Annotated in this window: 16 protein-coding genes and 1 tRNA gene; 7 read left to right on the top strand and 10 right to left on the bottom strand. The window is 60.1% G+C overall.

The window, feature by feature from the left end; translation table 11 throughout:
- Positions 1 to 112: 112 nt before the first annotated feature.
- The 5 genes from HMPREF2879_RS04710 to HMPREF2879_RS04690 form a co-directional block, all read right to left on the bottom strand.
- A complete protein-coding gene (locus HMPREF2879_RS04710; protein WP_141753025.1) occupies positions 113 to 2,089 on the bottom strand; it encodes a S8 family serine peptidase in 1,977 nt (658 codons plus the stop codon).
- Positions 2,090 to 2,719: 630 nt separating this feature from the next.
- Complete coding sequence (gene purM, locus HMPREF2879_RS04705) at positions 2,720 to 3,865, bottom strand: phosphoribosylformylglycinamidine cyclo-ligase (RefSeq protein WP_070634922.1); 1,146 nt, start codon at positions 3,863 to 3,865, stop codon at positions 2,720 to 2,722.
- Entirely contained in the window at positions 3,865 to 5,616 is a 1,752-nt protein-coding gene (gene purF, locus HMPREF2879_RS04700; protein WP_070634921.1) for an amidophosphoribosyltransferase, read from the bottom strand. The genes purM and purF overlap by 1 nt, the downstream gene beginning before the upstream one ends.
- Before the next feature lie 240 nt (positions 5,617 to 5,856).
- Positions 5,857 to 6,324, bottom strand: coding sequence for a sterol carrier family protein (locus HMPREF2879_RS04695; protein WP_141753024.1), 468 nt, complete (start codon positions 6,322 to 6,324; stop codon positions 5,857 to 5,859).
- Between the two features lie 2 nt (positions 6,325 to 6,326).
- A complete protein-coding gene (locus tag HMPREF2879_RS04690; protein WP_070634920.1) occupies positions 6,327 to 7,454 on the bottom strand; it encodes an asparaginase in 1,128 nt (375 codons plus the stop codon).
- 571 nt (positions 7,455 to 8,025) lie between these two features.
- Between HMPREF2879_RS04690 and HMPREF2879_RS09535 the strand changes: the two genes are divergently transcribed.
- The 3 genes from HMPREF2879_RS09535 to HMPREF2879_RS04675 all read left to right on the top strand — a co-directional run bounded on the left by HMPREF2879_RS09535 (position 8,026) and on the right by HMPREF2879_RS04675 (position 10,996).
- On the top strand, positions 8,026 to 8,367 hold the full coding sequence (locus HMPREF2879_RS09535) for a hypothetical protein (protein ID WP_171840176.1): 342 nt from the start codon (positions 8,026 to 8,028) through the stop codon (positions 8,365 to 8,367).
- 151 nt (positions 8,368 to 8,518) lie between these two features.
- The gene (gene purD, locus HMPREF2879_RS04680) at positions 8,519 to 9,802 is read left to right on the top strand and encodes a phosphoribosylamine--glycine ligase (RefSeq protein WP_049340963.1); all 1,284 of its coding nucleotides are present in this window, start codon (positions 8,519 to 8,521) and stop codon (positions 9,800 to 9,802) included.
- 267 nt (positions 9,803 to 10,069) lie between these two features.
- Entirely contained in the window at positions 10,070 to 10,996 is a 927-nt protein-coding gene (locus HMPREF2879_RS04675; RefSeq protein ID WP_070593819.1) for a phosphoribosylaminoimidazolesuccinocarboxamide synthase, read from the top strand.
- A 119-nt stretch (positions 10,997 to 11,115) separates the two neighbouring features.
- On the opposite strand, the gene HMPREF2879_RS04670 is transcribed toward HMPREF2879_RS04675, so the two are convergent.
- Together HMPREF2879_RS04670 and HMPREF2879_RS04665 are read right to left on the bottom strand one after the other, a co-directional pair.
- Positions 11,116 to 11,964, bottom strand: a complete 849-nt coding sequence (locus tag HMPREF2879_RS04670; protein ID WP_070593818.1) for a FadR/GntR family transcriptional regulator — start codon at positions 11,962 to 11,964, stop codon at positions 11,116 to 11,118.
- Positions 11,965 to 12,198: 234 nt separating this feature from the next.
- Positions 12,199 to 13,872: an L-lactate permease gene (locus tag HMPREF2879_RS04665; RefSeq protein ID WP_070593816.1), complete on the bottom strand. Its 1,674-nt coding sequence runs from the start codon at positions 13,870 to 13,872 to the stop codon at positions 12,199 to 12,201.
- Positions 13,873 to 14,715: 843 nt separating this feature from the next.
- Here HMPREF2879_RS04665 and HMPREF2879_RS04660 point away from each other — a divergent pair.
- Genes HMPREF2879_RS04660 through HMPREF2879_RS04650 form a run of 3 tightly spaced genes read left to right on the top strand, consistent with a single transcriptional unit; the run spans position 14,716 to position 17,799 of the window.
- Positions 14,716 to 15,510, top strand: coding sequence for a (Fe-S)-binding protein (locus HMPREF2879_RS04660; protein WP_005504630.1), 795 nt, complete (start codon positions 14,716 to 14,718; stop codon positions 15,508 to 15,510).
- A 16-nt stretch (positions 15,511 to 15,526) separates the two neighbouring features.
- Complete coding sequence (locus HMPREF2879_RS04655; RefSeq protein ID WP_070593815.1) at positions 15,527 to 17,155, top strand: lactate utilization protein B; 1,629 nt, start codon at positions 15,527 to 15,529, stop codon at positions 17,153 to 17,155.
- Complete coding sequence (locus HMPREF2879_RS04650) at positions 17,155 to 17,799, top strand: LutC/YkgG family protein (protein WP_049338337.1); 645 nt, start codon at positions 17,155 to 17,157, stop codon at positions 17,797 to 17,799. The genes HMPREF2879_RS04655 and HMPREF2879_RS04650 overlap by 1 nt, the downstream gene beginning before the upstream one ends.
- Before the next feature lie 216 nt (positions 17,800 to 18,015).
- Here HMPREF2879_RS04650 and HMPREF2879_RS04645 read toward each other — a convergent pair whose 3' ends face one another.
- Both HMPREF2879_RS04645 and HMPREF2879_RS04640 read right to left on the bottom strand, forming a co-directional pair.
- The gene (locus HMPREF2879_RS04645) at positions 18,016 to 19,575 is read right to left on the bottom strand and encodes a molybdopterin-dependent oxidoreductase (RefSeq protein ID WP_005504634.1); all 1,560 of its coding nucleotides are present in this window, start codon (positions 19,573 to 19,575) and stop codon (positions 18,016 to 18,018) included.
- Positions 19,576 to 20,184: 609 nt separating this feature from the next.
- Entirely contained in the window at positions 20,185 to 21,768 is a 1,584-nt protein-coding gene (locus HMPREF2879_RS04640; RefSeq protein ID WP_049349832.1) for a cation:proton antiporter, read from the bottom strand.
- Positions 21,769 to 22,146: 378 nt separating this feature from the next.
- Between HMPREF2879_RS04640 and HMPREF2879_RS04635 the strand changes: the two genes are divergently transcribed.
- Positions 22,147 to 23,280, top strand: a complete 1,134-nt coding sequence (locus tag HMPREF2879_RS04635) for a hypothetical protein (RefSeq protein WP_070634919.1) — start codon at positions 22,147 to 22,149, stop codon at positions 23,278 to 23,280.
- Positions 23,281 to 23,467: 187 nt separating this feature from the next.
- Here the strand turns inward: HMPREF2879_RS04635 and HMPREF2879_RS04630 are convergent.
- Positions 23,468 to 23,541: transfer RNA gene (locus HMPREF2879_RS04630), tRNA-Pro, on the bottom strand.
- Between the last annotated feature and the right edge of the window lie 100 nt (positions 23,542 to 23,641).

Raw genomic sequence — 23,641 nt, 5'->3', positions numbered from 1 at the left:
GGCTCGGTGAAGGATCCTTCACCGAGCCCCGCCTGATGCCCAACCGGGCTTACGGGATTAGGCACTTAAAGTGCTCGTCCAGAAGGTAGAGCCCGCCCGATGTGGGGGGGGCTTAGCTCACCAGGGTGAGCTCGCCGGCCTCACGGGGCTTCTGCACGGGGGAAGTCATCGTGTAGTCCCCATCCTGCTGGGAGTCCCCGTCGTCGCTCAGGTCGTTCGCCTCCTGCGACTGGGTGCCGGATTCCTCGGAGGAATCCGCGTCGGCCGAGACGGCATCGGGGTTGATGGCCTCTGCGTTATCGTTGGTCATCGTAGCCGGCTCTTCGGCGCTATCCGGGGCCTGCCCGCCCTGAACCTCAACGGAGGTATCCTGCGCATCAATATCGGACAGGGCCGTGCGGTGGGCGGAGGTAATTACCCTGGAGGTGTAAATGGTGCGCGGGCGGCTAAAGGACATCTTGCCCTGCGCGTCCAGGTTGCCTACGTACTGAGCGATCTTACGGCTACTGATGATACCGCGTCCGCAGTAGCCCTTGTCGCACTTAATCGGGTTGGCCACGGCGTTGAAAGCGGAGCTGTAGACCTTCTGGCGGCTGACGTTTGCGCCGTTCACAAACTGCTGAGCCAGGATACCGGACACGTGCGGTGCCGCCATGGAGGTGCCGCTCCTGTAGACGTAGTTGTACTTGCCGTTGGGGCGGTTGATGCTGTCAATACCCAGAGAGAGGATATCGGTACCCGGGGCTGAGACGGTAACGGTCTTGCCGTAGTTCGAGTCCGATGCGCGGGTGCCGTTCTTGGTGCTGTTACCCACCGCGATGACGCCCTTGCAATTGGCCGGAGCAAACTGCGAGGCATCAATCCCGGCGTTGCCGGCGGCTGCGACCACGATAGCGCCCTTAGAGAGCGCGAAATTAATGGCCTTCTGGTAGGCGTTGGGGCATGCTCGAACGCCGCCCAGGGACAGGTTGATAATCTGTGCGGGATGCTTATTATCGGGAACGCCGTTGATGTGACCGCCCGCCGCCCACATGATGGCGTCGGCGATGTCCGAGGTCTGACCACCGCATCGACCGAGCACGCGAATCGGCTGGATGGCGGCCAAGTCAGAGACACCCGCAATACCCTGGCGGTTCTGGCCGCGTGCGGCGATGATGCCGGCAACGTGCGTGCCGTGCCAGGTTGAAATCTGCGCGTTCTGCATGTCGCCGCAGAGGTTGAAGGGAGCCTGATCGCCCTCGTCGGTGGGGTCGGCGTCGCGGCCATTGCCGTCGCGGCCGCTCACCGGATTGCTAATGAAGTCGTAACCCGGCACTAGAGAGTGGATGAGCTCGGGGTGGCGGGTGTAACCGGTATCAATCACCGCAACGGTCGTCTTCAGGCCGCGATACAGGCGCGCGTTGCCGGTGTTGCCGATGCCGACGGTGGGGTTGGTGAGGTTCCACTGCTTGGAATACAGGGGGTCGTTGAAGACGAAGGTGCTTTCGACCGCCGGGTAGTTGACGTAGTCGGGCTCCACGGAGGCCACGTTGGGGTTGGAAGCCAAACGGTCCATGAACTCCTGGGCCTGCTGCTTATCCAGCTTCTTGGAGGTCTGGACAATTGCGTCGTTGGAGGTGGTGGTGCGGACAACCCCGCCGCTGGTTTCGAGGGAAGCCGCGGAGGAGTCGATTGTCTGCTGGATGCCGCTGTCCAGGTCACCGGGGGTTACTCCTCCGGCCACCTCGGCATCTCCGCTACGCTCCTCGGCTCGCTGCTTTGCATCGTCGGTGTAGGTGACGATGAACTGGTCAAACTTCTGCTGGGGAAGGGAACCGGGAGCGGCACTTCGCGGAGCACCCTGGGGCGATCCCGCGTTGGTGGGAACGCTAAAGGGGGAAGCGGGAGTGGTAGCTTCGGTCTGGTCGGCCTGAGTGGCATCCTCGTGGGGCGCCTGCGCAAGGGCTGCAGGAAGGTTGCCGCCGAAGATGAGGGAGCCTGTGGCCAGCAGGGCGAGGCCTGCGCGGAAGGGCTTCATGACGGTGGGATGGTTGGCTCTGTGTGACGCTGTGGAGTGGCCAGCTGAGGGCACGGGCCAGTGGAGCTTCATGAGAAATCTCCTGATGAGTTGAGAGTACGCGGATAGTGTGGTGTGTACCGGAGCCGTCCTGCGTTTTTCGTCTACGGTTAGGTATTGCTAAGCGACGTAAACCGAGGAACGCAGGAAAAGATTTTCCGTCGATACGCTAAGAAGCATGGAATCGCGCATATCCTTTGGATGGCGTATAAAGGTACCTCATTAAGCTATCACCTAAAGAAGAGATTGAGGTATATCTCTACTATATTTTTTATATCAAGATGTGAATTTTTCCTTGTGGAATGGAATAGCCTGCCCGCGGCTGAAGGAATTCTGAGCTTAAGGTTGAAAGTTAAGTACTCAATAGGTGGGTGGTGCAGTCCCGATTCGAACCCGGGCGCTTATTAGCACTATAGTGTAAGCACTTTAATGCAGAGAAAATGTTCTTGTCATTAAAATAAAGAGAATTAGAAGAACGTGAAGTAAAACTAAGAGTGCCTCGAAAATAGGGGGGGGATTCCCAGGGGAAGCCAAAATGGTGGAATACCCAAAGTACAGGAGACCCAAAGTACAGGAGGGTCCGGTACGCAGAGGGCCGGGGTGGCTCCACACGAGTGGAGCCACCCCGGCCCTTTGGTACGGTCTCATGACCGCTCAAGTACGTTAGGAGGCGTAGGAGCCCAGCAGGCGAACCGCGCCGCCATCCACGCCCTTAGCGCCCTGAATGTAGTCGGCGCTATTGGGCTCGGGGTCACCAGCAGCCACAACATCGCCCATGATCCAGGCGGGGATACCGCGGTCGTTCAGACGCTTGGTAGCAGCCTCAGCCACGGAGGGGTCAACGATGGCGATCATGCCCACGCCCAGGTTCAGGGTGCGTTCCAGGTCGGCCAGCGGCACGTTACCCAGCGAACCAATCAGGGAGAAGATGGCGGGAATCTGCCAGGTGGAGCGGTCCACGCGACCCTCCATGCCCTGGGGCAGCACGCGTGCCAGGTTAGCAGCCAGGCCGCCACCGGTCACGTGAGAGAAGCCACGCACACCGCTACCGGTGGTGCCGTCCTCGCCGTTGACGGGGAAGGCAGCCGCCAGATCCAGGCAGTCCGCCGCGTACACGCGGGTGGGCTCGAGCAGTTCCTCACCGATGGTGCGGCCCAGCTCGTCCACCTGGCGCTCCAGGCCCCAGCCGGCTACGTTCAGGACCTTGCGGACCAGGGAGTAGCCGTTGGAGTGAATACCGGAGGACGCCATAGCGATCAGCACGTCACCCTCGCGCACGCGGTCCGGGCCGAGCAGCTCGTCCGCCTCAACCAGACCGGTTGCGGCACCGGCGACATCGTACTCGTCCTCGGCCAGCAGGCCGGGGTGTTCGGCGGTCTCGCCGCCAACCAGGGCGGTACCGGCCTGTGCACATGCGCCAGCGATACCGCGCACGATATCGGCGATGCGCTCGGGAACGACCTTGCCGGTGGCAATGTAGTCGGTCATGAACAGGGGCTTGGCGCCACAGACCACGATATCGTCTACAACCATGCCAACCAGGTCGTAACCGATGGTGTCGTGAATATCCAGGGCCTGAGCAATGGCAACCTTGGTGCCCACGCCGTCGGTGGAGGTGGCCAGGTAGGGCTTGCGGTACTTGACGAGCTCGGAGACGTCGTACAGGCCCGCGAAGCCGCCCACGCCGCCAACAACGGAGGAGTTGTGGGTTGCCTTGATGGCGTCCTTCATCAGCTCGACGGCGCGATCGCCGGCCTCAACGTCAACACCTGCGCTCGCGTAGGTTACGGTGGTGGGGTTCTCGCTCATTAGGATTCCTTCGGGGTAGTGGTGGCGGAGGAGTTGGCGGGAGTGCGGTCCGCCTCGGTCAGCAGGCCCTCGAGATCGGCGTCGGGGCCGGGGTTGCACATACCCATGCCGGGGTCGTCTGCGGCAATCTGTACTGCGGAGGGGTCGAACTTCGTCTCGAGGGTTTCGGTGCCTTCGCGGGTGTCAATCGAAACAGCCTCGGCGTGTTCGGGCTTGGCCGGGACTGCGCGCTCGACGGTCACCTCGGCGGCCTTACCGGCCAGCGGGCCACCCTTGCCCTTCTCCTCGGAATCGAAGAGGGACTTGCCTCGGCGCTCTTCGCTGGGCAGCTCGATGGGGTACTTGCCGGTGAAGCAGGCGGTACACATGTTTTCGGCGGGCTGCTCGGTGGCGGCCATCATGCCTTCCTCAGAAATGAAACCGAGCGAGTCGGCGCCGAGGGAGGAGGCAATCTCATCCACCGACAGGCCGTTCGCAATCAGCTCGGCGCGGGAGGCGAAGTCGATGCCGTAGAAGCAGGGCCACTTCACTGGCGGCGAGGAGATGCGCACGTGCACTTCCTTCGCGCCGGCCTCGCGGAGCATACGCACGAGGGCGCGCTGGGTGTTACCGCGAACGATGGAATCGTCGATGACGATAAGGCGCTTGCCCGCCACGACGGACTTGAGCGGGTTGAGCTTCAGACGGATGCCGAGCTGACGGATGGTCTGCGAGGGCTGGATGAAGGTTCGGCCCACGTACGCGTTCTTGACCAGGCCGTTGCCGTAGGGAATGCCGGATTCTTCGGCGTAACCAATTGCGGCGGGAACACCGGATTCGGGGGTGGGCATGACCAGGTCGGCCTCAACCGCGTGCTCGCGGGCCAGCTGACGGCCCATCTCAACGCGGGATTCGTAGACGCTGCGGCCGGCGATGGAGGTGTCCGGGCGAGCCAGGTAGACGTACTCGAAGACGCAGCCGGCGGGCTTGGCCTCCGCGAAGCGCTGGGAGCGCAGGCCGTTTTCGTCAATAGTGATGAACTCGCCGGGCTCAACCTCGCGAACGAAGGAGGCACCAACGATGTCGAGGGCCGCGGTCTCGGAGGCAACAACCCAACCGCGTTCCAGGCGACCGAGCACGAGCGGGCGAACACCCTGGGGGTCGCGTGCGGCGTAGAGGGTGTGCTCATCCATGAAGGTGAGGCAGAAGGCACCGCGCAGGGTCGGCAGCAGGTCGAGGGCCGCCTCTTCGAGGGAACCGAAGCCGTGCTCCGCCAGCAGCGCGGTAATCAGTGCGGTGTCGGTGGTGTTACCCTGCGCCAGCTCGCCGTGCTTGGGCGGCTTGCCGCCGTTCTTTTCGAGCACACGCTCGTAGAGGTCTGCAGAGTTGGTGAGGTTACCGTTGTGGGCCAGGCAGAGCGTGCCGTGCGGGGTGGTGCCGAGGGTCGGCTGCGCGTTGGCCCAGTGGGACGCACCGGTAGTGGAGTATCGGGCGTGGCCGATAGCGTGGTCACCGGGCATAGAGCTGAGCGTTGCTTCGTCAAAGACCTGGGAGACGAGGCCCATGTCCTTGTACACGTGGATGCGCTTGCCGTTACTGGTTGCGATACCTGCGGATTCCTGACCGCGGTGCTGAAGCGCGTACAGGCCGTAGTAGGTTAGCTTTGCCACGTCCTCGCCGGGTGCCCAGACGCCGAAGACGCCGCAGGCGTCCTTGGGGCCGTGGTCAATCGGATCGAGGTCGTGAGTGAGTTTTCCGTCGGGGCGAATCAAGTCACTTCTTTTCGACGTTGGGACTGCGGATGCGTCTGCGCGGGTGCGAGACGGATGTGTGTTTCTGCGCTCGTACCTGCCTGTGTGTGCGGTAGCATACACCAGACCTTTAAAAGTGTACCGGGTTTCAATGTAGACGTGGTGAAGGATACGCTAAATACCTCAGTATGGACCACTAGAACAGGCAACAAACACGCCAAATTACGAAAACTGCGTGGACCTGTGAGCTCGTAGCAAATTCTAGAAGAGCGGAAGAAGCGCCGATAAATCACTACGCTCACCCGACGCATCCAGCGCACCGGCACTCACCGCCTGCGCCCACGAACAGGCACCCAGAACCAGCGCCGCCCACACGAGCGGAGGCGCCTCCACCACGGACGGCGGGGTACCGCGCGTATGGCGAGGACCCGCCACGCACTGGGTCACGCCCAGCGGGGGTACGCGCACCTCCACACTATTGCCGGGGGCGAGGGTTGCCAGCTCTTCAAGGGTGAAGCGAACGAAGGTCGCACGCACCGAACGGGGGAGCGCGGCAAACGCCTGCTCCACCTCCGGGCTATTCAGCAAGTAGCTGTTCAGCAGGTACTCGCCTCGGGCATGCGAATCTGCAAGTTCACCGGCTGCCGCACGCTGCGCCTCAAAGAAGGCACGCACTTCGCGTACCGCCGCCATGCCCGCTTCTTCGCTAGTCTTACGTCGAATCGCCACAACTAGTTCCCTTCCTGGGTACCGAGAGTCAGATTCTCGCGAGTGAAGAGCTCCTCATGTACGCGCAGCTCACCCACCACAACAGGCTTGCCGTCCACGTAACCGCCGGTCACCGGGCGAACCACCAGCGCGAGTAGGCGCTCGCATTCCTCGGCGCTCAGGTAGCCGCCAGCAACAAGAGCACGCAGAGCCACGACGTACATGGCGCGGTGCGAACCGTCGCTCATCTTCACCACCACGGACGCGCCCGAACGCAGACCAATGCAGAGCACACCCTCCGCGCCGCCCTTGACGATTGCGTCCAGTTCTTCGCTGAGCACGGTGTCGGGGGAGCCGGGCGCCTGAATCAGTTCGGGGTAATCCACCATGGCGGTCGCGACCGTGGAGGCGCGCGCATCCGCCCCGAGGTTGCGGATTGCCGAGCCGAGGGTCGAGTAGGCGCGTGCGGCACCGGCCAGGGAGACGGCGTGCACGGGTGCGCCGCAACCGTCAACGCCGATGGCGGCTACCGGCTCGCCGGTGAACGCCTCAATTTCTTCGGTGATGACCTGCTGCAGCGGGTGTGCGGGGTCGAGGTAGTTGTGCAGGGTCCAGTTCTGCGAGCCCTCTTCAAGGTCGCCGCGCTCAAGCTTGGCGGTGCACGCCCACAGGAATGCGGCGTGCTTGCCGGAGCAGGGGTGCGCCAGGGCAGTAGCGGCGAGGTTCGCCTGAGTCATTGCCTGGCGTGCCTGCTTATCGGCAGGGAGCGTGGGCTTGAGCGCCAGGTTTGCCGGGGTGAGCGGGTTGGTTTCGGTGCTGCCCTGGGTGAGTACGTCCTGCACGGCGCGCATCTGCTCGAAGGTGCCTCGATGCGAGCCGCAGGCGATGGCGACCTGGGAGCCGCGCAGGGGTGCGCCCGCCTTCATGGATCCGATGGCCTGCAGCGGCTTGGCGGCGGAGCGCAGGTAGAAGGGCTCGTGAATGTCGCCGAGGGCAAGCTGTACTTCGCCGTCGGGGCCCAGCAGGATGAGGCGGCCGCGGTGGCGTGCCTCAATGAAGTTGTTGCGGGTGAGCTGCGCGAGTTCTACGTCGAAGGTGCTGCTGTGGTCGGTGGTGTGAGTGGTTGCCTGTGGGGTGGTGCTGTTGGTCATTCTTCTAGTTTAAACGGGGCGTGCGGCTTGACCCTATTTGTCTCTGGTGGCGCGGAGCTAGGATGGGCTGGCACCGTCGAGGGAGAGCCCTGTGAAGAGATTCACGTTTACTGCGAGTTGAAGCTATGAGTAATTCATTTTTATAATTGAAGTGTGCTCAAGCGCAACGGGTAAGACTAAGGTAAGTGAGCGAGGCGCAGCCCGCACGAACCGAAAAACCCAGCACCGCATAGGACCGACCACGATTGACGCCCGACGAACCATTCTGGCGCCTCGACGTACCGCCTCATGAACATGGCGATGACCAAGGCAGCGGCAGATGAGCAAAACCCCACCCCGTCAATCGATGAGCTATGAGTGTATCCACGGTTCATCATCTCTGACATGCCCCAATATGCAGTCTGAGAACGGGCGTAATGTATCCAGTACGCAATTGATGCAGTCCCGGGGCCTCTATATCTAGGCGAAACTAGTTAGACGTGACCCGGTACGAGTATGCATCGCTTAATGCCCCTTACCCCTCAACTCACTCTTGATTGGTGAGCGGCAAACCATGTAAAGGAGTACATCCATGGCAGAGCAGAACAACACCTCCGCAAACACCTCCGCACAGAACGTCTCCCCCAAGGGTGGCGTGGGCGTGGATTCTGAATTCCACGCAAAGTTCTTCCCCATCCTGGCTCGCGTTGCTTCTGTGACCGCAGTGCTCATGTATGTCTTCTACTTCCCGCAGATTATCGGTAACCTGAACGGTCACAAGGGTGACTGGATCCAGCCGCTGGTCGCTGCGGTGAACTGCACCCTGTGGGTTCTGTACGGTCTGTGGCGCCCCAAGAAGGATGTTCCGATTATCATCGCGAACCTCCCGGGTATTGTCTTCGGTGGTGTGGCTGCCATTACCGCCCTCATCTAGTGCTTTTAGCTTGATTCGGTAGCTTCGGTTACCGCGCTGTGCGGCTCTTCTCTAGCGTGCATTCTTACGAATGTGCCGCTACATGAGAAGAGCCGCATTTTTAGTGAGCCCAGCTCACGTTTTTAGAGTGATACCGGGTACCCTGAATAGCATGAAGGTTTTGGTACTGGGCCCCGGCGGCCGCGAACACGCAATTATTCGAGCGCTTCTGCGCGACCCTGAGGTAACCGAGGTGCACAGCGCCCCCGGCAACGCCGGCATTGCCCAGGATGTTCCCGTCCATGCAATTGATGCGAATGACCCCGCCCAGGCAACCGCCCTGGCACGCGAACTGAACGCCGACCTGGTCGTTATTGGCCCGGAGGCGCCGCTGGTCGCCGGTGTTTCTGACGCACTGCGTGAGGCGGGTTTTGATGTTTTCGGCCCCTCCGCAGCTGCCGCTCAGCTGGAGGGTTCTAAGGCTTTCGCTAAGCAGGTCATGGAAGAGGCTTCCGTGCCGACTGCCCGCGCTTACGTGGCAACGAATGCTGCTGAGGCGCAGGCTGCCCTGGACGAGTTCGGTGCACCCTATGTGGTGAAGGACGACGGCCTGGCAGCAGGTAAGGGCGTTGTGGTGACCGAGGACCGCACCGCAGCACTGGAGCACGCTCAGGCTTGCTTCAACGCTGGCGGTACCGTGGTCATCGAAGAGTTCCTGGACGGCCCCGAGGTGTCCCTCTTCGTCATTTCTGACGGTAAGAACGTTCTGCCGCTGTCCCCGGCTCAGGACTTCAAGCGCATTTTTGACAACGATGAGGGCCCGAATACCGGCGGTATGGGCGCCTACACCCCGCTTCCCTGGCTGCCCGAGGGCTTCGTGCAGGAGGTCGTGGAGAAGGTTGCCCGCCCGACCGTGGCTCGTATGGCTGAGCGCGGCACCCCGTTCGTGGGTGTGCTCTTCTGCGGCCTGGCTGTGACCAGCCGCGGCGTGCGCGTTATCGAGTTCAACGCCCGCTTTGGCGACCCGGAAACCCAGGCGGTTCTGGCGCGTCTGCGCACCCCGCTGGGTCAGCTGCTGCGTGCGGCTGCTCGCGGTGAAATTTCTGAGGGTACCGAGCTGGATTGGGATCCCCGCACCGCAGTGGACGTGGTTATGGCTGCTGAGAACTACCCTGACACTCCCCGCAAGGGTGATGTTATCTCCGGTCTGGATGAGGCGAATGCTCTGGAGGGCGTGCACGTGATTCACGCGGGCACCGTGGTTTCCGGCGAGGAAATCCACACCGCCGGCGGCCGCGTGCTGGCCGTCGTGGCGCTCGGTGAGAACCTGGGCGCCGCCCGCGACGCCGCCTACGAGGGCGTTCGCGCTATCTCCTGGGCTGGCGCGCAGTACCGCACCGACATCGCGCTGAAGGCTGTGGAGAACCGCATCCACATTCCCGCCCCGCGCGGCTAAAACCTAAGGTGACCGGCTTCCCCGCTTGAGGGTGGGGGAGCCGGTCGCTTCTTTGCCACTCGCTTCTTTATTCCTTGCCGCCTCAGCTTTTCCCGGGTTCATTTCCTCGGCTCGGGGTGCTGTCGGCGGCGACCGGGGTAGGTTGGGCTCTCAAGATTGTGCCGTATTGATGGCTGATGGCACTATCGGTAGCCGCGCCTGTCGCGGTATTGTAATTACACAGACTTTTTGCATCCACATCACACCACCTCATCAGGAGAAATTCTCATGACTTCTCATTCTAACCCCGTGGAAATCCCGGGCTGGACTCACATTTATTCCGGCAAGGTCCGCGACCTGTACGTTCCGAATGAGGAACGTTTTGATGCTACCGGCTTGACCGTCAATGATGACGCTGAGCTGCGTGCCGGTTCGGTTATGGTTGTTGCCTCGGACCGTATTAGCGCGTTTGACCGTATTCTGCCCACCGAGATTCCGGATAAGGGCAAGATTCTGACTCAGATGTCCCTGTGGTGGTTTGAGCAGCTTAAGCAGGTTCCGAACCACGTGCTGTCCACTGACGTTCCGGATGTTGTGGCTGGTCGCGCGATGATTTGCCGCTCCCTGAACATGTTCCCGGTGGAATGCATTGTGCGCGGTTACCTGACCGGTTCGGGTTTGGCTGTGTACAACGAGACTGGTGAGATTGCTGGCGTGAAGTTGCCTGCGGGTCTGGTGGATGGTTCCCGCCTGGAGACCCCGATTTTCACTCCGACCGGTAAGGCTGAGGTGGGTGAGCATGATGAGCTGGTGACCCGTGAGGAGCTGTACGCTGAGGTTGGTCAGCCGGTGGGTGAGCGCCTGGAGGAGCTGAGCCTGAGCCTGTACACCACTGCGGAGAAGATTGCTCGTGAGCAGGGCATTATTCTGGCGGATACCAAAATGGAGTTCGGTACTGATTCGTACCGCGGCGAGATCACTCTGGGTGATGAGGTTCTGACCCCGGATTCTTCGCGTTTCTGGGATGCCCAGCAGTACGAGCCGGGTCACGCTCAGCCGAGCTTCGATAAGCAGTATGTGCGTGACTGGCTGCGTTCCCCGGAGGCGGGTTGGGACGGTTCGGATAACGTGCCGCACCTGCCTGAGGAGGTTGTGGAGAAGACTCGTGCCCGTTACGTTGAGGCGTATGAGCGTCTGACCGGCACGAAGTTCTAAACTCTATATTTCGGGCTGAAGTAAGTCTTTGAGATAGCTAAAGGGCGGTGCCCCGGAAGGTCATTCTTCCGGGGCACCGCCCTTTAGCTATGTGGGGTTATGAGGTTGAGTGGCACATCCTAGCCGGCGTGAATGTTCTCGTGGCACAAATCTTCGTGCAGAATATCCCGCGCCGGATGCTGCCGCGCCCGCTCTTCCGCAGCACGGTCAGACAGCGAATAAAACCACGTAATGTGCTCGCACACCCGCTCATAGGCTGCCTGCTCATCGTGAGAGGCAATCGCCTCAATAATGCCGTAATGCTGCTGCTGCAACGTGCGCTTGACCGCATCCCAATCCTTTAGGAAAGGAACCGCCTCCTGCACATAACTCATCGTCGCCATGTGCAGAGAGTCAATCACCGTATCAAGCACAATATTGCCGCCGAGCTTCGAGAGCTCATAGTGAAAACGCGTATCGCAGAAATGGAAGCGCTCATCGCTGATCTGCTCATCCATCTCCGCCAGATGCACGCGCGCCCGCTCCAGTGCCGCCGTACGCTCCGGGGTGTCCGGTGCCGCGGCTGCCGCACGTGCCGCAGGGCCCTCCAACAGCAGGCGGGTTGAGACAACGTCCTTCACCGGCAGGCTACGGGTCGCAATGTGCATGCGCAGCGCCCAGCTGAGCGCATCCGACGGCTCAGAAATGATAATCGCGCCCGACTTCGGCCCCGAACCGGTACTGGAACGAATCAGACCCAGCGCGTTCAGAACGCGCAGGCCCTCACGCACCGAAGGGCGGGAAATACCGTGCCGCGCCGCCAGCTCACGCTCGGAGGGGAGCTTATCGCCCACACGCAGCTCACCCAGGCGCAGGCGCCGCTCAAAGTTCTCCAGGATGATGCTGTAGCTGCGGTCCGCCAGAATCGGCTGGCGGTCAACCGCAGGGGGCGCCTCAGCAGGCTGGGTATCGTCATAAGAACGAGGCATAATCTCTCCTGATAACGAGGCGGATAACGAAAAGAAATACTCTGCGCCTGAGATATCTCAGAGCTAATTCAGAGATATTTCGGGCTATTCGTTGAGTGGTCAGGACATAAAAAGCGGGGCGGCGGAACCGAGAAGGTTCGCCGCCCCGCCGTGGCCTCCGGAAAATACCGGGGCGAATGTCCTATGGTCCTTGAGGTTTTCACCTCAAGAACTTTCTAAGGGGTGAGCCTCAGATTAGGGAATCATGAAGGACAGCACGTTGGTCTGCAGGAAGACCAGGACGCAGACGAACAGGAGCATAGCGAAGGACCAGGGGAGGACAGCCTTGAGGATGTCGGATTCCTTGCCTTCCATGTCCACGGAGGTAGCAGCAATAGCCAGCGACTGCGGGGAGATCATCTTACCGACCACACCACCGGTGGTGTTAGCAGCCAGCATGAGCTCGGGGGTTGCTCCGTGGATACCTGCGTGCTGCAGGTTCTCAGCGGCAGACACCTGCAGCTTGGAGAACAGTGCGTTGGCGCTGGTGTCCGAACCGGTCACAGCGGTACCGATCCAGCCCAGAGCCGGTGCGAGGAACGCGTAGACGGTGCCCAGGCCTGCCAGGAAGGTACCCATGGCAATGGTCTGACCGGAGAAGTTCATGACGTATGCCAGTGCCAGAACCGAAGCAATGGTCAGGATGGACCAACGCATGCGGTAGACAACGGAACCGAACTCGGTGAAGATTGCCGGGAACTTGAAGGCGTAGCGGCCCTTCTCGTTGAAGAAGAAGTAGACGACAGCAACAACCAGACCGGAGATGATCAGCAGGGTGCCGGGGTTGGACATCCACGCGAAGTTGTAGACAGCGTCCTTGACGGGCTTGCCGTCAGCGGTGACGAGGCGGGAGCTCAGAGCCTGGATATCAATCTTGATGACGAAGCTCTTCAGCCATGCCTTCAGGCCAGCGTGCAGGTTAGCAACACCGAAGATTGCAACGACGATGACGTAGGGCAGCAGTGCCATCCAGACGCGAACGGCGGGCAGAGCTTCCTTCTCTTCAGCCTGTGCGGGCAGACCGTAGCGTTCACGAACGCCTGCGACGCCGCGCGGCTTCCAGAACTGCAGGAAGACAACAGCAACACCCATGGAGACGATGCAAGCAACAACGTCGGTCAGGTTGTATGCGGGGGTAGCAGCGGTGACCCACTGTGCAATTGCGAAGGAGACACCGATGACCAGTGCGGGCAGCCATGCGTCCTTCAGACCCTTCATACCGTCAAGGATGACGAGCAGGATGAGCGGAACGAGCATTGCCAGGAACGGAGCCTGGTGACCAACGATGGTTGCGATAACGTGTGCGTCCTTGCCGCCAACGTCAGCTGCGGTGGTAATCGGGACAGCAACTGCGCCGAATGCCACGGGTGCGGTGTTAGCGATCAGAACGGTGACAGCAGCCTTAAGGGGCTTAACGCCCAGGGAGAGAATCATGGTTGCGGTAATTGCAACGGGAGCGCCGAAGCCAGCCAGTGCCTCGAGCAGACCGCCGAAGCAGAATGCGATGAGGATAGCCTGGATGCGCAGGTCGCCGCCGCCGAGGCGGTCGAAGACGCGGCGCAGGTCTTCAAAGCGGCCGGAGAGAACGGTGAGCTGGTAGAACCAGATTGCACCGAGGATAACCCAGCAGATGACCAGGCCGTAGATGCCACCGCGGACGGCGCTCAGACCGGCGAGGTCAGCGGGCATGTGGAAGCCCAGCGCTGCTACGAGGATAGATGCTGCCAGTGCCACGAGTGCGGACCAGTGGGCGCGTGCCTTAACGCCCAGTAGCATCACAAAGAAGGTGAGGAGGGGAATGGTTGCCACGAGCGCGCTGAGGCCGAGGCTACCTCCCACTGCATTGGTTACAGCGGTATAAGTTTCCACTGGAACTCCTTTGGTTCAGGGTGTGTTTTGTGTGTGGTCAGACCATAGATAATTCTGTGGGGAACGAGTCATTGTTCCCTGCATGGGGATGTGGTCAGACCATTGATCGCATGTTTAGAAGAGTACCGGATAATGTGGTGTTTCACCAAAAGTGACCTGACTCATTTTTGTGGAAGGCGACCGGAACCTGGGCTCGCTTCCAGTGAAACTGCCGAAATATTGCGGTTCTGATAGTTAATTCCAGGTTCTGAAACTCGAATATTTTCAGATACATCACGAGTTGGGTGTATGGGTCATTGGTTTACCCAGGGGAGAGTCTTCATTTGGACGCATATACCCGAAAAGAATGTTGTTTTAAAAAGGAAAAGCCCCATAAAACAACCATAAAATCTTCAGAACGGCGGATTTCTAGGGGGTTTATGGTCCACTTCTGTGTGTTTGATAAATGTTCAATCTGCGAAAAGAATATAGGGGTCTTACGGGGGGTGCATGGGAGATGAGGTCACATGTACCGGAAGGTAGGGAAATATACCTTAAGGTCAGGTCGACCTAACCGGTTATTTAACAAGGAAAGTATGTGCTATTCCAACTAGAGAAAAGCCGTCCAACGGTGTTAAATGGCTAGAAAGATAAAAGACATCACCACGGTTTCTGATCCCACCGCATCCCACCTCCACTTGGGGCGCGCACATTAGCCGGAACCATCCGGCCCAGCTTCCCCGACTCAATACATCTGAGTCGCTTCTTTGGAAGACCGAACTTGTTCGGACTGTGCCCCGCCTGCCCCAGACGCAGGCGGTGAGACCGAGAAACTCTGAACACAGAGGAAAGGACGGACAAGTCATGCGCATTGCACTCTTCTCCACGTGCATCGTTGACGGCATGTACCCCCGCGTAGCACGCGCCACCGTCGAAATTCTTGAGCGCCTGGGCCACGAGGTTGTCTTCCCCCCGAACCAGACCTGCTGCTCTCAGATGCACGTCAACTCGGGCTACTTCGATGACGGTTACGAAGTCATCAAGAACCACGTTGAAGCTTTCGACTCCTGGGACTGGGACGTAGCTGTTGCACCCTCCGGCTCCTGCGTTGCTTCCCTGCGTCACCAGCAGGCAATGGTCGCACGTAGCCGCGGCGACGAAGCGCTGGCTCTGAAGGCAGAGCAGATTGCTTCCCGCACCTTCGAGCTTTCCCAGCTGCTAATCGACATCCTGGGCATCACCAACGCTGCCGAGCAGCTCGGCTCCTACTTCCCCGAGCACGTCACCTACCACAGCTCCTGCCACGGTATGCGTATGCTCGGCCTGGGCACCCGCCAGCAGGACCTGGTCCGCACCGTCGAAGGCATCAAGTACACCCAGCTCGAGGGCATGGACCAGTGCTGCGGCTTCGGTGGTACCTTCTCCTTCAAGAACGCTGACGTCTCCGGCGCAATGGTCAACGACAAGGCAGACAACGTTGAAGCAACCGGTGCTTCCGTCTGCACCGGCGGCGACTGCTCCTGCCTGATGAACATCGGCGGTGCGCTGATGCGTCGCGGCTCGGACGTTCAGACCATCCACTTCGCTGAGATCCTCGCATCCACCAAGGAAAACCCGCTCAAGATTAACTCCGAGCGCGTCGAGCTCTCGATCGGCTAAGGAAAGATAAGACCTCATGACCGCTATTCAGCTTGGTATGCCCAAGGTCGTTCACTACGGCGAGGGCAACATTTTCGAAGAAACCCCCTTCCCCAAGTACGCGAAGGAAGAGCTCAAGAACGAGCAGCTACGCGCCAACCTGCGCTTCGTGACCCACGCGATCCGTAACAAGCGCGCACGCGTCACCGCAGAGGTGCCCGACTGGCAGGACCTGCGTAACACCGGTGAGTCCGTCAAGAACTACGTTCTGGCGAACCTGCCCGAGCTGCTCGAACAGTTCGAGCGTAACTTCACTGCCGCAGGCGGCCACGTGCACTGGGCACGCAACGCCACCGAGGCGAACCAGATTGCTCTGGACCTGATTCGCGAGCAGGGCGTGGACGAAATCATCAAGATTAAGTCCATGGCAACCGCAGAGACCGGCCTGAACGAATTCCTCGAGGAAAATGGCATCAACGCTATTGAGACCGACCTCGCGGAAGAAATCGTCCAGCTCGGCCACGACCGCCCCTCCCACATTCTGGTGCCCGCAATTCACCGCAACCGCCGCGAAATCCGCGACATCTTCCTGCGCGAAATTGAGGGTATTAACCCGGACATCACCGATGAGCCGGCAGAACTGGCAGAGGCATCGCGTAACCGTCTGCGTAACAAGTTCCTGAACACCACCGTGGCAGTCTCCGGCACCAACTTCGGTATTGCCGAGACCGGTACCCTGACCATCGTGGAGTCCGAGGGTAACGGCCGTATGTGCCTGACCCTGCCCGACACCCTCATTACCTTCATGGGTATTGAGAAGATTCTGCCCACCTTCCAGGACTACGAGGCATTCCTGCAGCTGCTGCCCCGCTCCTCCACCGGTGAGCGCATGAACCCCTACACCTCCATGTGGACCGGTGTGACCCCCGGTGACGGCCCGCAGAACATGCACGTCATCCTCATCGACAACGGCCGTACCGCCGTTCTGTCCGACGAGCTGGGCCGCCAGGCACTGCGTTGCATCCGCTGCTCCGCTTGCATGAACGTGTGCCCCGTATACGAGCGCGCAGGCGGTCACGCCTACGGCTCCACCTACCCGGGCCCCATCGGCGCGATTCTGTCCCCGCAGCTCTCCGGTATCGAGGCAGCAGAGAACAACTCCCTGCCGTACGCATCCTCCCTCTGTGGCGCATGCTACGAGGTCTGCCCCGTGAAGATTAACTTCCCCGAGGTCCTCGTGCACCTGCGCGCTAAGGACGTCGAGTCCAAGCACGCTATCCGCGAGTTCGAGGGCAACAAGAAGGCTCCCTTCTCGCAGATGGACGGCATGATGCTCGGTGCGAAGAAGCTCTTCACCTCCGGCAAGATGATGTCGATTGCAGAACGTGGTCTGCCCATGTCCCGCCTCATTAGCGGCCGCAAGCACAAGATCACCGCTGTTCCCGGTATCGTCGGCGGCTGGACCGCATACCGCGACATCCCCGAGCCCCCCAAGGAATCCTTCCGCAACTGGTGGAAGAAGGAGAAGGGTCAGGCTCCGGCACGCGATAACGCACAGCGCGTTGACATTCAGGCCCTCATCGAGGCTAACAAGGGTAAGGCAGCTGAAGCGGCTGCAAACGCTAAGGCTGCTCAGGAAGCCCGTGAAGCTAAGGAGAACAACTAATGTCCTCTGCTAAGGAAGATATCCTCGCACGTATCCGCTCGTCCCTGGCTGACGCACCCGTCGCCCCCGAGCCCGTACGTAACTACCGCCGCGTCAGCGAGCTGACCGAAGAGCAGACCATTGAGATGCTCGTCGACCGCCTCATTGACTACAAGGCAAACGTGTTCCACGCGAACAAGGAGAACATCTCCGAGGTCATCGCAGAGCGCCTGGGTGAAAAGTCCACCTACGTGGTTCCCGAGGGCCTGAACATGGAGTGGCTGCCGGCTGACACCGCTGACCGCAAGCGCGTTACCGACTCCGGTAGCACCCTCAAGCCCGGCTGCCTGTCCTTGAAGGAACTGGACGCAGTTGACGCTGTGGTGACCGGTTCGACCGTCTCCTGTGCAGAGACCGGCACGATCTTCTTGAACACCAACCCCGATGAGGGTCGCCGCGCCATCACCCTGGTGCCCGACCACCACATCTGCGTGGTGCCCCGTTCCACCGTGGTGGAGCTGGTTCCCGAGTCGATCGAGCGTATCACCTACACCCGCCCCGTGACTATGATTTCCGGTCCGTCTGCAACCAGTGATATCGAGCTGATCCGCGTGGAGGGCGTGCACGGCCCCCGTACCCTGGACGTCATCATCTACGATGCCTAAGGTAAAGCGCCAGAAGGCAAACCTCTAAAGAAACCGCCCGAGAGCTAAGGCTCCCGGGCGGTTTCTTTATGCCCTCTCGGCTTCTGCATCTTTCAGAGCAGTAGAGAGCGGCGGAGAAGATAAGCGAACGGTGGCGGGCCCATGTTTCCCGCCACCGTTCTGTGCTTTATAGGGTGGTGTATCGACGGTTAGCGTTGTAGCGCCCTGTGAGGGTGCTTAGGCGCGTGCGTCGAAGTGCTGCAGACCGGAGTCCTCACGGCTACCGCCTTGGCCATCGCCAACATCGTGGTAGTCCTTGATCCACTCGATCTTCTGAACCCACTTGACCATCTTGTAGCCGTGCATGGAGTCCGCACGCAGACGGAGCGGGCCGCCGTACACATCGGGCAGGGGCTTGTCGTTCATGCCCCACGCCAGGATGGTCTCATCTTCCATCGCCATGGAGATGTCCAGGCACTCGTAGTAAGGTTCGGTCGGGCGGCCGTCGTAGGTGTGGCCCACGTGGCCGAAGGAGGTCACCATAACGTAGCGAGCCTCGTCGGTCTTCTCGACCAGTGCGAGAACGTCGCGCAGGCGCACGCCCTCCCACTTGGCGATGCCGGTCCAACCCTGCATGCAGGTGTGCATGGTGATGTTGACTTCCTTGCCCAGCTGCTTGAGCTCGTCAATGCTCAGGGACTTGGATTCCTTCACCAGGCCGCCCAGCTCGAGGCGGTAGTCAACGAACTCGTGCTCCTTCAGACGGTTCCACTCGGTGCTCTCACGCTCGGTCGGCGGGCGAGTGTTGACCCAGTGGAAGGGCGAAATATCGGCATCGGTGAAGGTCTTCTTCTGCACCTGACGGGAGGTGATACGGTCCAGCAGGACGTTACGAATCGGCTGGGTCAGACCCCAAATGAAGGTCTGGGTGAATCGCAGGTCGCGCAGGGACCAGTACGAAGCAAAGATCCACAGAGCGACGGCAAAGACAATACCGCCAATGAGCATGGTGACTGCCTGAGCGAACTGTGCTGCGTCCACCTCGTTATAGGGCTTGTTCAGCATCATGTGGGCGATGTTGTACTGGGGGTGAACCACGAACACCAGAGCCACGTGAATGACGGTGAATACGCAGTAGAAGGCCATACCCAGGAAGTGGATGGAACGTGCGGTCTGGCGGTTACGGAAGAGGCGCACGTAGCCGGGGAAGCGGCCGCAGAATGCCGGGCTCATAATCGGGCCGGTTGCAATCATCAGCGGTGCCACGATAAACACCACAGTGAAGTACATGATTTGCTGCAGAGCGTCGTACGGCTGGAAGTGCTCAATCGAGGGAATCTGGAAGCCAGCGTAAATCTGGATGGATTCCCACGCCTGCGGGATGATGTCCCAGCTGGTCGGGACGATGCGGCGCCACTGACCGGTCAGGAACAGCAGGGAGACATATACCAGACCGTTAACGATCCAGATGACGGTGACCAGTGCGTGCCATGCGCGGCCCAGACCAATCTGAGCCTTACCGGGCAGAGAAATCAGGGGAGACAGGGTGCGCTGGTCATCGCGCGCAGTAAATGCGCCGGGGGTGGTAGGGACCTTGTCCTTGGTGAACTTAATCCACTCAGAACCCGGGGTGCAGTGGTTGTTCCAGTACAGGCGGGGGTGAGAGGCGAGAACTTCCCAACCTGAACGAATCAGGAAGCCCATCATAATGAAATTGATGAAGTGCGTAATTCGGAGCCAGGCCGGGAAGTCCAGCTCTACGCCACCAGTGCTCGCGGTGAGGAGTAGTTGGTGCATGATATTTCCTTCGGAAATGACTGTGTGTGCAGACAATCTTTAGGATTCAGTGCGAGGCCTTGAGATAAGAGGTTAGAAATAATTACCTTTCTGACCCATATGATCCTCCTCCGTGGTTGGGAGCCGCCGGGGGTATCGTCACGGATACTCCCGAAAGGGGCGCCTCCCGTGTGTGAGAGGGGAGGTGCTCCAGCTCCCGCTGGGGCGGAAGCGACTCTGTGTATGTATGTTGGTTTATGTGTGTTTTAGGGAAATTCCCTGTCCGCTTTCAATTTTATAGGACAAAGTGTCAGTCGTGAAAGCTAAGACACGTCATGTTCTGTAATATTTGCATAAAAAATCCGAATTTAAGGAAGATTCTCATCTTTCCGCGGTTTATAGGGTCTTTCGGGTGCAAAAAACCCACCGCAGCCTCAAGAGGGGATGCGGTGGGTTTTGATCCTATATGTGGGATGCATGTTGGTTTGCAGGGCTTTAACTGCCTGGTATTGTGTGGTTTTATAAATTCAATCCCACATAAGGTTGCGGTGACTGTAAGCGAGATACCCGCTCAAACCGGTTTGTAACCCGACCTTGAAAACGCCGAAGGCAACCGTACCGTAGCCGCTACTAGATCTCTGCAGAACCCGTATTTTCCGCAGAACCCTTACGCTTCTTTGCCTCAGCCCGAGAGGCTGCTCGGGACGCAACACTAGAACCAGCGGAAGTGTCCGTAGCCTCGGCAGAGCCGGGCTGAGCATCGGCCGGGGATTCAGAATCGGGCTGGGACTCAGAATCGGGCTGGGTCTCGGAATCAGCCTGCGACTTCAGCTGAACCACCGGAATCATGCCCGTGGCAAGCTTCGCCTGCGCATTACGCTGAGCCTTCAACGCATTCATCTGCTCCTTACGGCTCGGCTCCTGCTGAGCCGGCTGACCAGAACCAAACGCCTGACGAATACCCAACGCCCACAGCGGGAACAGTAGAACCGTCAGCGCGCCACCGGCAACCAGCAACGATGCCGTGGACTCCTCCAGAAGACCCGAACTGGTCGCAACCTCCGTCACCGCCACAATAATCGGCAGACCCGCAGCTGAATACAACGCCAACTGCGCCTTCTGTGCGCGAGTAGTCAACCCCGAACGGGTATCGAAGAAATGCTCCGCCAAAAGCACCGGAACACCACGGCACAGCAGAATACCCACCACCACGGCAAGCAGACCCAAAGGCTTAGCCACCACGGCAGAGACATCAATACCCATACCGCTGACCACAAAGAACAACGGAATCATGAACGTAAAACCAACCACCTCAAGGCGGCGAGTCATCATATGCAAAGCCGCCGGAGGGGTCAGAGTACGCAGAATCAGGCCCGCCGCGAACGCGCCCAGCACCGCATCCAAATCGAAGAGTGCGGTGCACATGATCAGGGTCGCCAGCAGGAACATCGCAAGACGCAGAACCGTCTGACCGGTAGTGTTCGCCTCCGCAGCCATAATCTGACGCAGACCCGGCACATGCGCAAACAGACGGTGAGGAATCAGCGCCACAATCACCGCAACCACCATAAACGCCAGCAGCACCACAAACGCCATACCCGGCGAACGCGAAGACAGCAGCAACGAAATAGCGAAAATCGGCAGAAGCTCACCCACAGCGCCGTGCACCAGCACCGCATTACCCACCGGCGTGCCAGCGGCACCGTGAGACTTCAACATCGGCAGCAGCGTACCCAACGCCGTGGAACTCAGCGCCACACCCACCGCAACATACGTATTCAGCTCACGCGAGAACGACGTAATCACCGCCGCACCCGCCATACCCAAGGCAAAACACACAAACCACGTGGCAATAGCGCTATAACCCTGGCGGCTACGCAGCGAGGACACGTTAATCTCAAAGCCCGCAATCAAAAAGAGCATGCCCAGACCAAGCTCCTTCAGCAGCGGGATGCCGCCCTCACTGCTGGCAAGATTGAACATATTCGGGCCAATGAGCAGACCAAAAATGAGCAGGAAGACCACATCCGGAATCTTCTTACCCGTCACGCGGGAAAGAATCGGGGAAAGCAACGCAACCAACGTAATCCAGAAAATGGACACAAACTGGCCGCTATCGTGGCTCGACCCTTCCGAGAGGGTCGTACCCGAGGCAAGAAGAGCACCAGACGCCCCCAAATCCGTCAAGAAAAGCGGGGAAAAAGTCGAAAACATAAAACCTCAACGTGGTGTGTGCAGGTGGGGCGCGTTTGGGACAGTAAAAGGAGCGAAATCATGCTCCCGCGGGATTGCCCCACCTTTAAGAACGTACCAATGGTACACACCTAACCTCGTGAACAACACTTGAACAGCACGTATCGAGCGCCTGAACACCGAAAATAACCGCACGAGGAAACCACATGAGAGCAAAACCTCCGCGCCACCACCGGACCAGACACAGCTTCCACCGTTACACTTAACACCTATGCCAGAGCATCCGACACACACCACCGGATGCGGCAGATACCCTGGCAGCGCACATCCCCTGGCACGGGCACACACCCCTGGTAGGGCGCGCAGACTCTCAAACACGGCACTACAAGGAGCGAGGACATGGCAGCAGGGCGCACTCAACCCATCCCCACCGTCAGCAGCGGGGCACGCGCCGCCTCCCTCGGAGGCACCCGACGCGACCTCGGGCTCGACCTTGCCCGCGCCTTCGCCGTGCTCAGCCTGCTCATCCCCTTCGGATACTGGCTGCAACTGATCCCGGTGTCCTGGAAGTTCTGGATCCCTCAGACCCTCGTACCTGCAGAACCGCTCTTCGCCGCAATCCTGGGTGCCGCCGCCTGGCGCTACGCCCGCACCGCAAACTTTCCGCAGCTCTTCGCCGGAACCATCGTGCGATTCCTCGCGCTACTCCTGCTGGGCGTGGCACTCATGCAGGGCATCACCTACCTGCCGCAAGCTGACGTGACCGTACCCGCGCAGGGCTTCTCCTACTCCCTGCCCTTCGACATGCTCGTGCACCTGGCGCTACTCACCCTGCTAACCCTATTCGTCGTGCACCTGCCCCTGTGGGCAATCGCAGTGCTAGCGGTAGTCACCAGCCCCTTCATTACCTGGACCTACACCCTCCTCATGGACGTAGCCGCTCGGGCCGACCAGTGGACCGCTACCCAGCTGCCGTTCCTGGCAAACCACGGCGTCAACCACGCGCAGAGCGCCCAGCTCATCTGGGTCATGTGCCTGGGCATCGTGCTCGTGCGCCTCTACGACAACCTGCAGGCAAAGCTCGCAATCCCCGTAGTACTCGCCGTGCTGGCGCTCGCCGTCTACCGCACCTTCAACCCCTACACCGAGCTGGGCTTCCTCAACAGCCCGCAGGTGCTGCTCACCCTGAACCTGGCGGCAACCCTGTACTTCTGGGCAGAATGCGCGCGCCTGCTCTCCGCACAGGCCGGAATGCTCACCCCCATCGCCCGCCTGGGCCAGATGTCGCTGAGCGCCTCCATTGTGCTGAGCGGAATCATTATTTACGCCGGTCCCACCGTCAAGGCTCTCACCGTGGGGGAGCACTACATCGCCACCGGAGGCTGGGGCACCGCCGTGTACTGGAGCGCCTTCCTACTGCTCGGCGCTGTTATCGCCCTGGGCTTCTGCACCCTCTGGTCACGCATGGCACGCTCCATTGCCGGTCGCGGCCCCCTGGAGGCGATTCTCGCCCTCATCTCCGGGCGCGGCTAGCCGAATCTGAACTCAACACAAAAGCGACCCCCTCCCCACGTTCCTGCGCGGGTAGAGGGTCGCCTCTATATACTCAACATCTGCAACAGAATCTGCGCCAGAGTCTGACTAGGAATCTGACTAGGAGCCTGCAACAGAAATACTGCGGGTACGACAAAGCCCCGGTCCAGTGGACCGGGGCTAACTGTCGGGATGACAGGATTTGAACCTGCGACCTCGTCGTCCCGAACGACGCGCGCTACCAAGCTGCGCCACATCCCGATGTTGACCTATCAGCAAATACCGTAGGCAACTCACCTAGGATAACCCAAAAAAAATCAGAACGCAACACAGCGGCACACCACCGCTCGGAGGAGGGGCA

The sequence above is a fragment of the Rothia sp. HMSC069C04 genome (genome assembly GCF_001812895.1).
Taxonomy (GTDB): Bacteria; Actinomycetota; Actinomycetes; order Actinomycetales; family Micrococcaceae; genus Rothia.
This window is presented reverse-complemented; position numbering and strand designations above follow the sequence as displayed.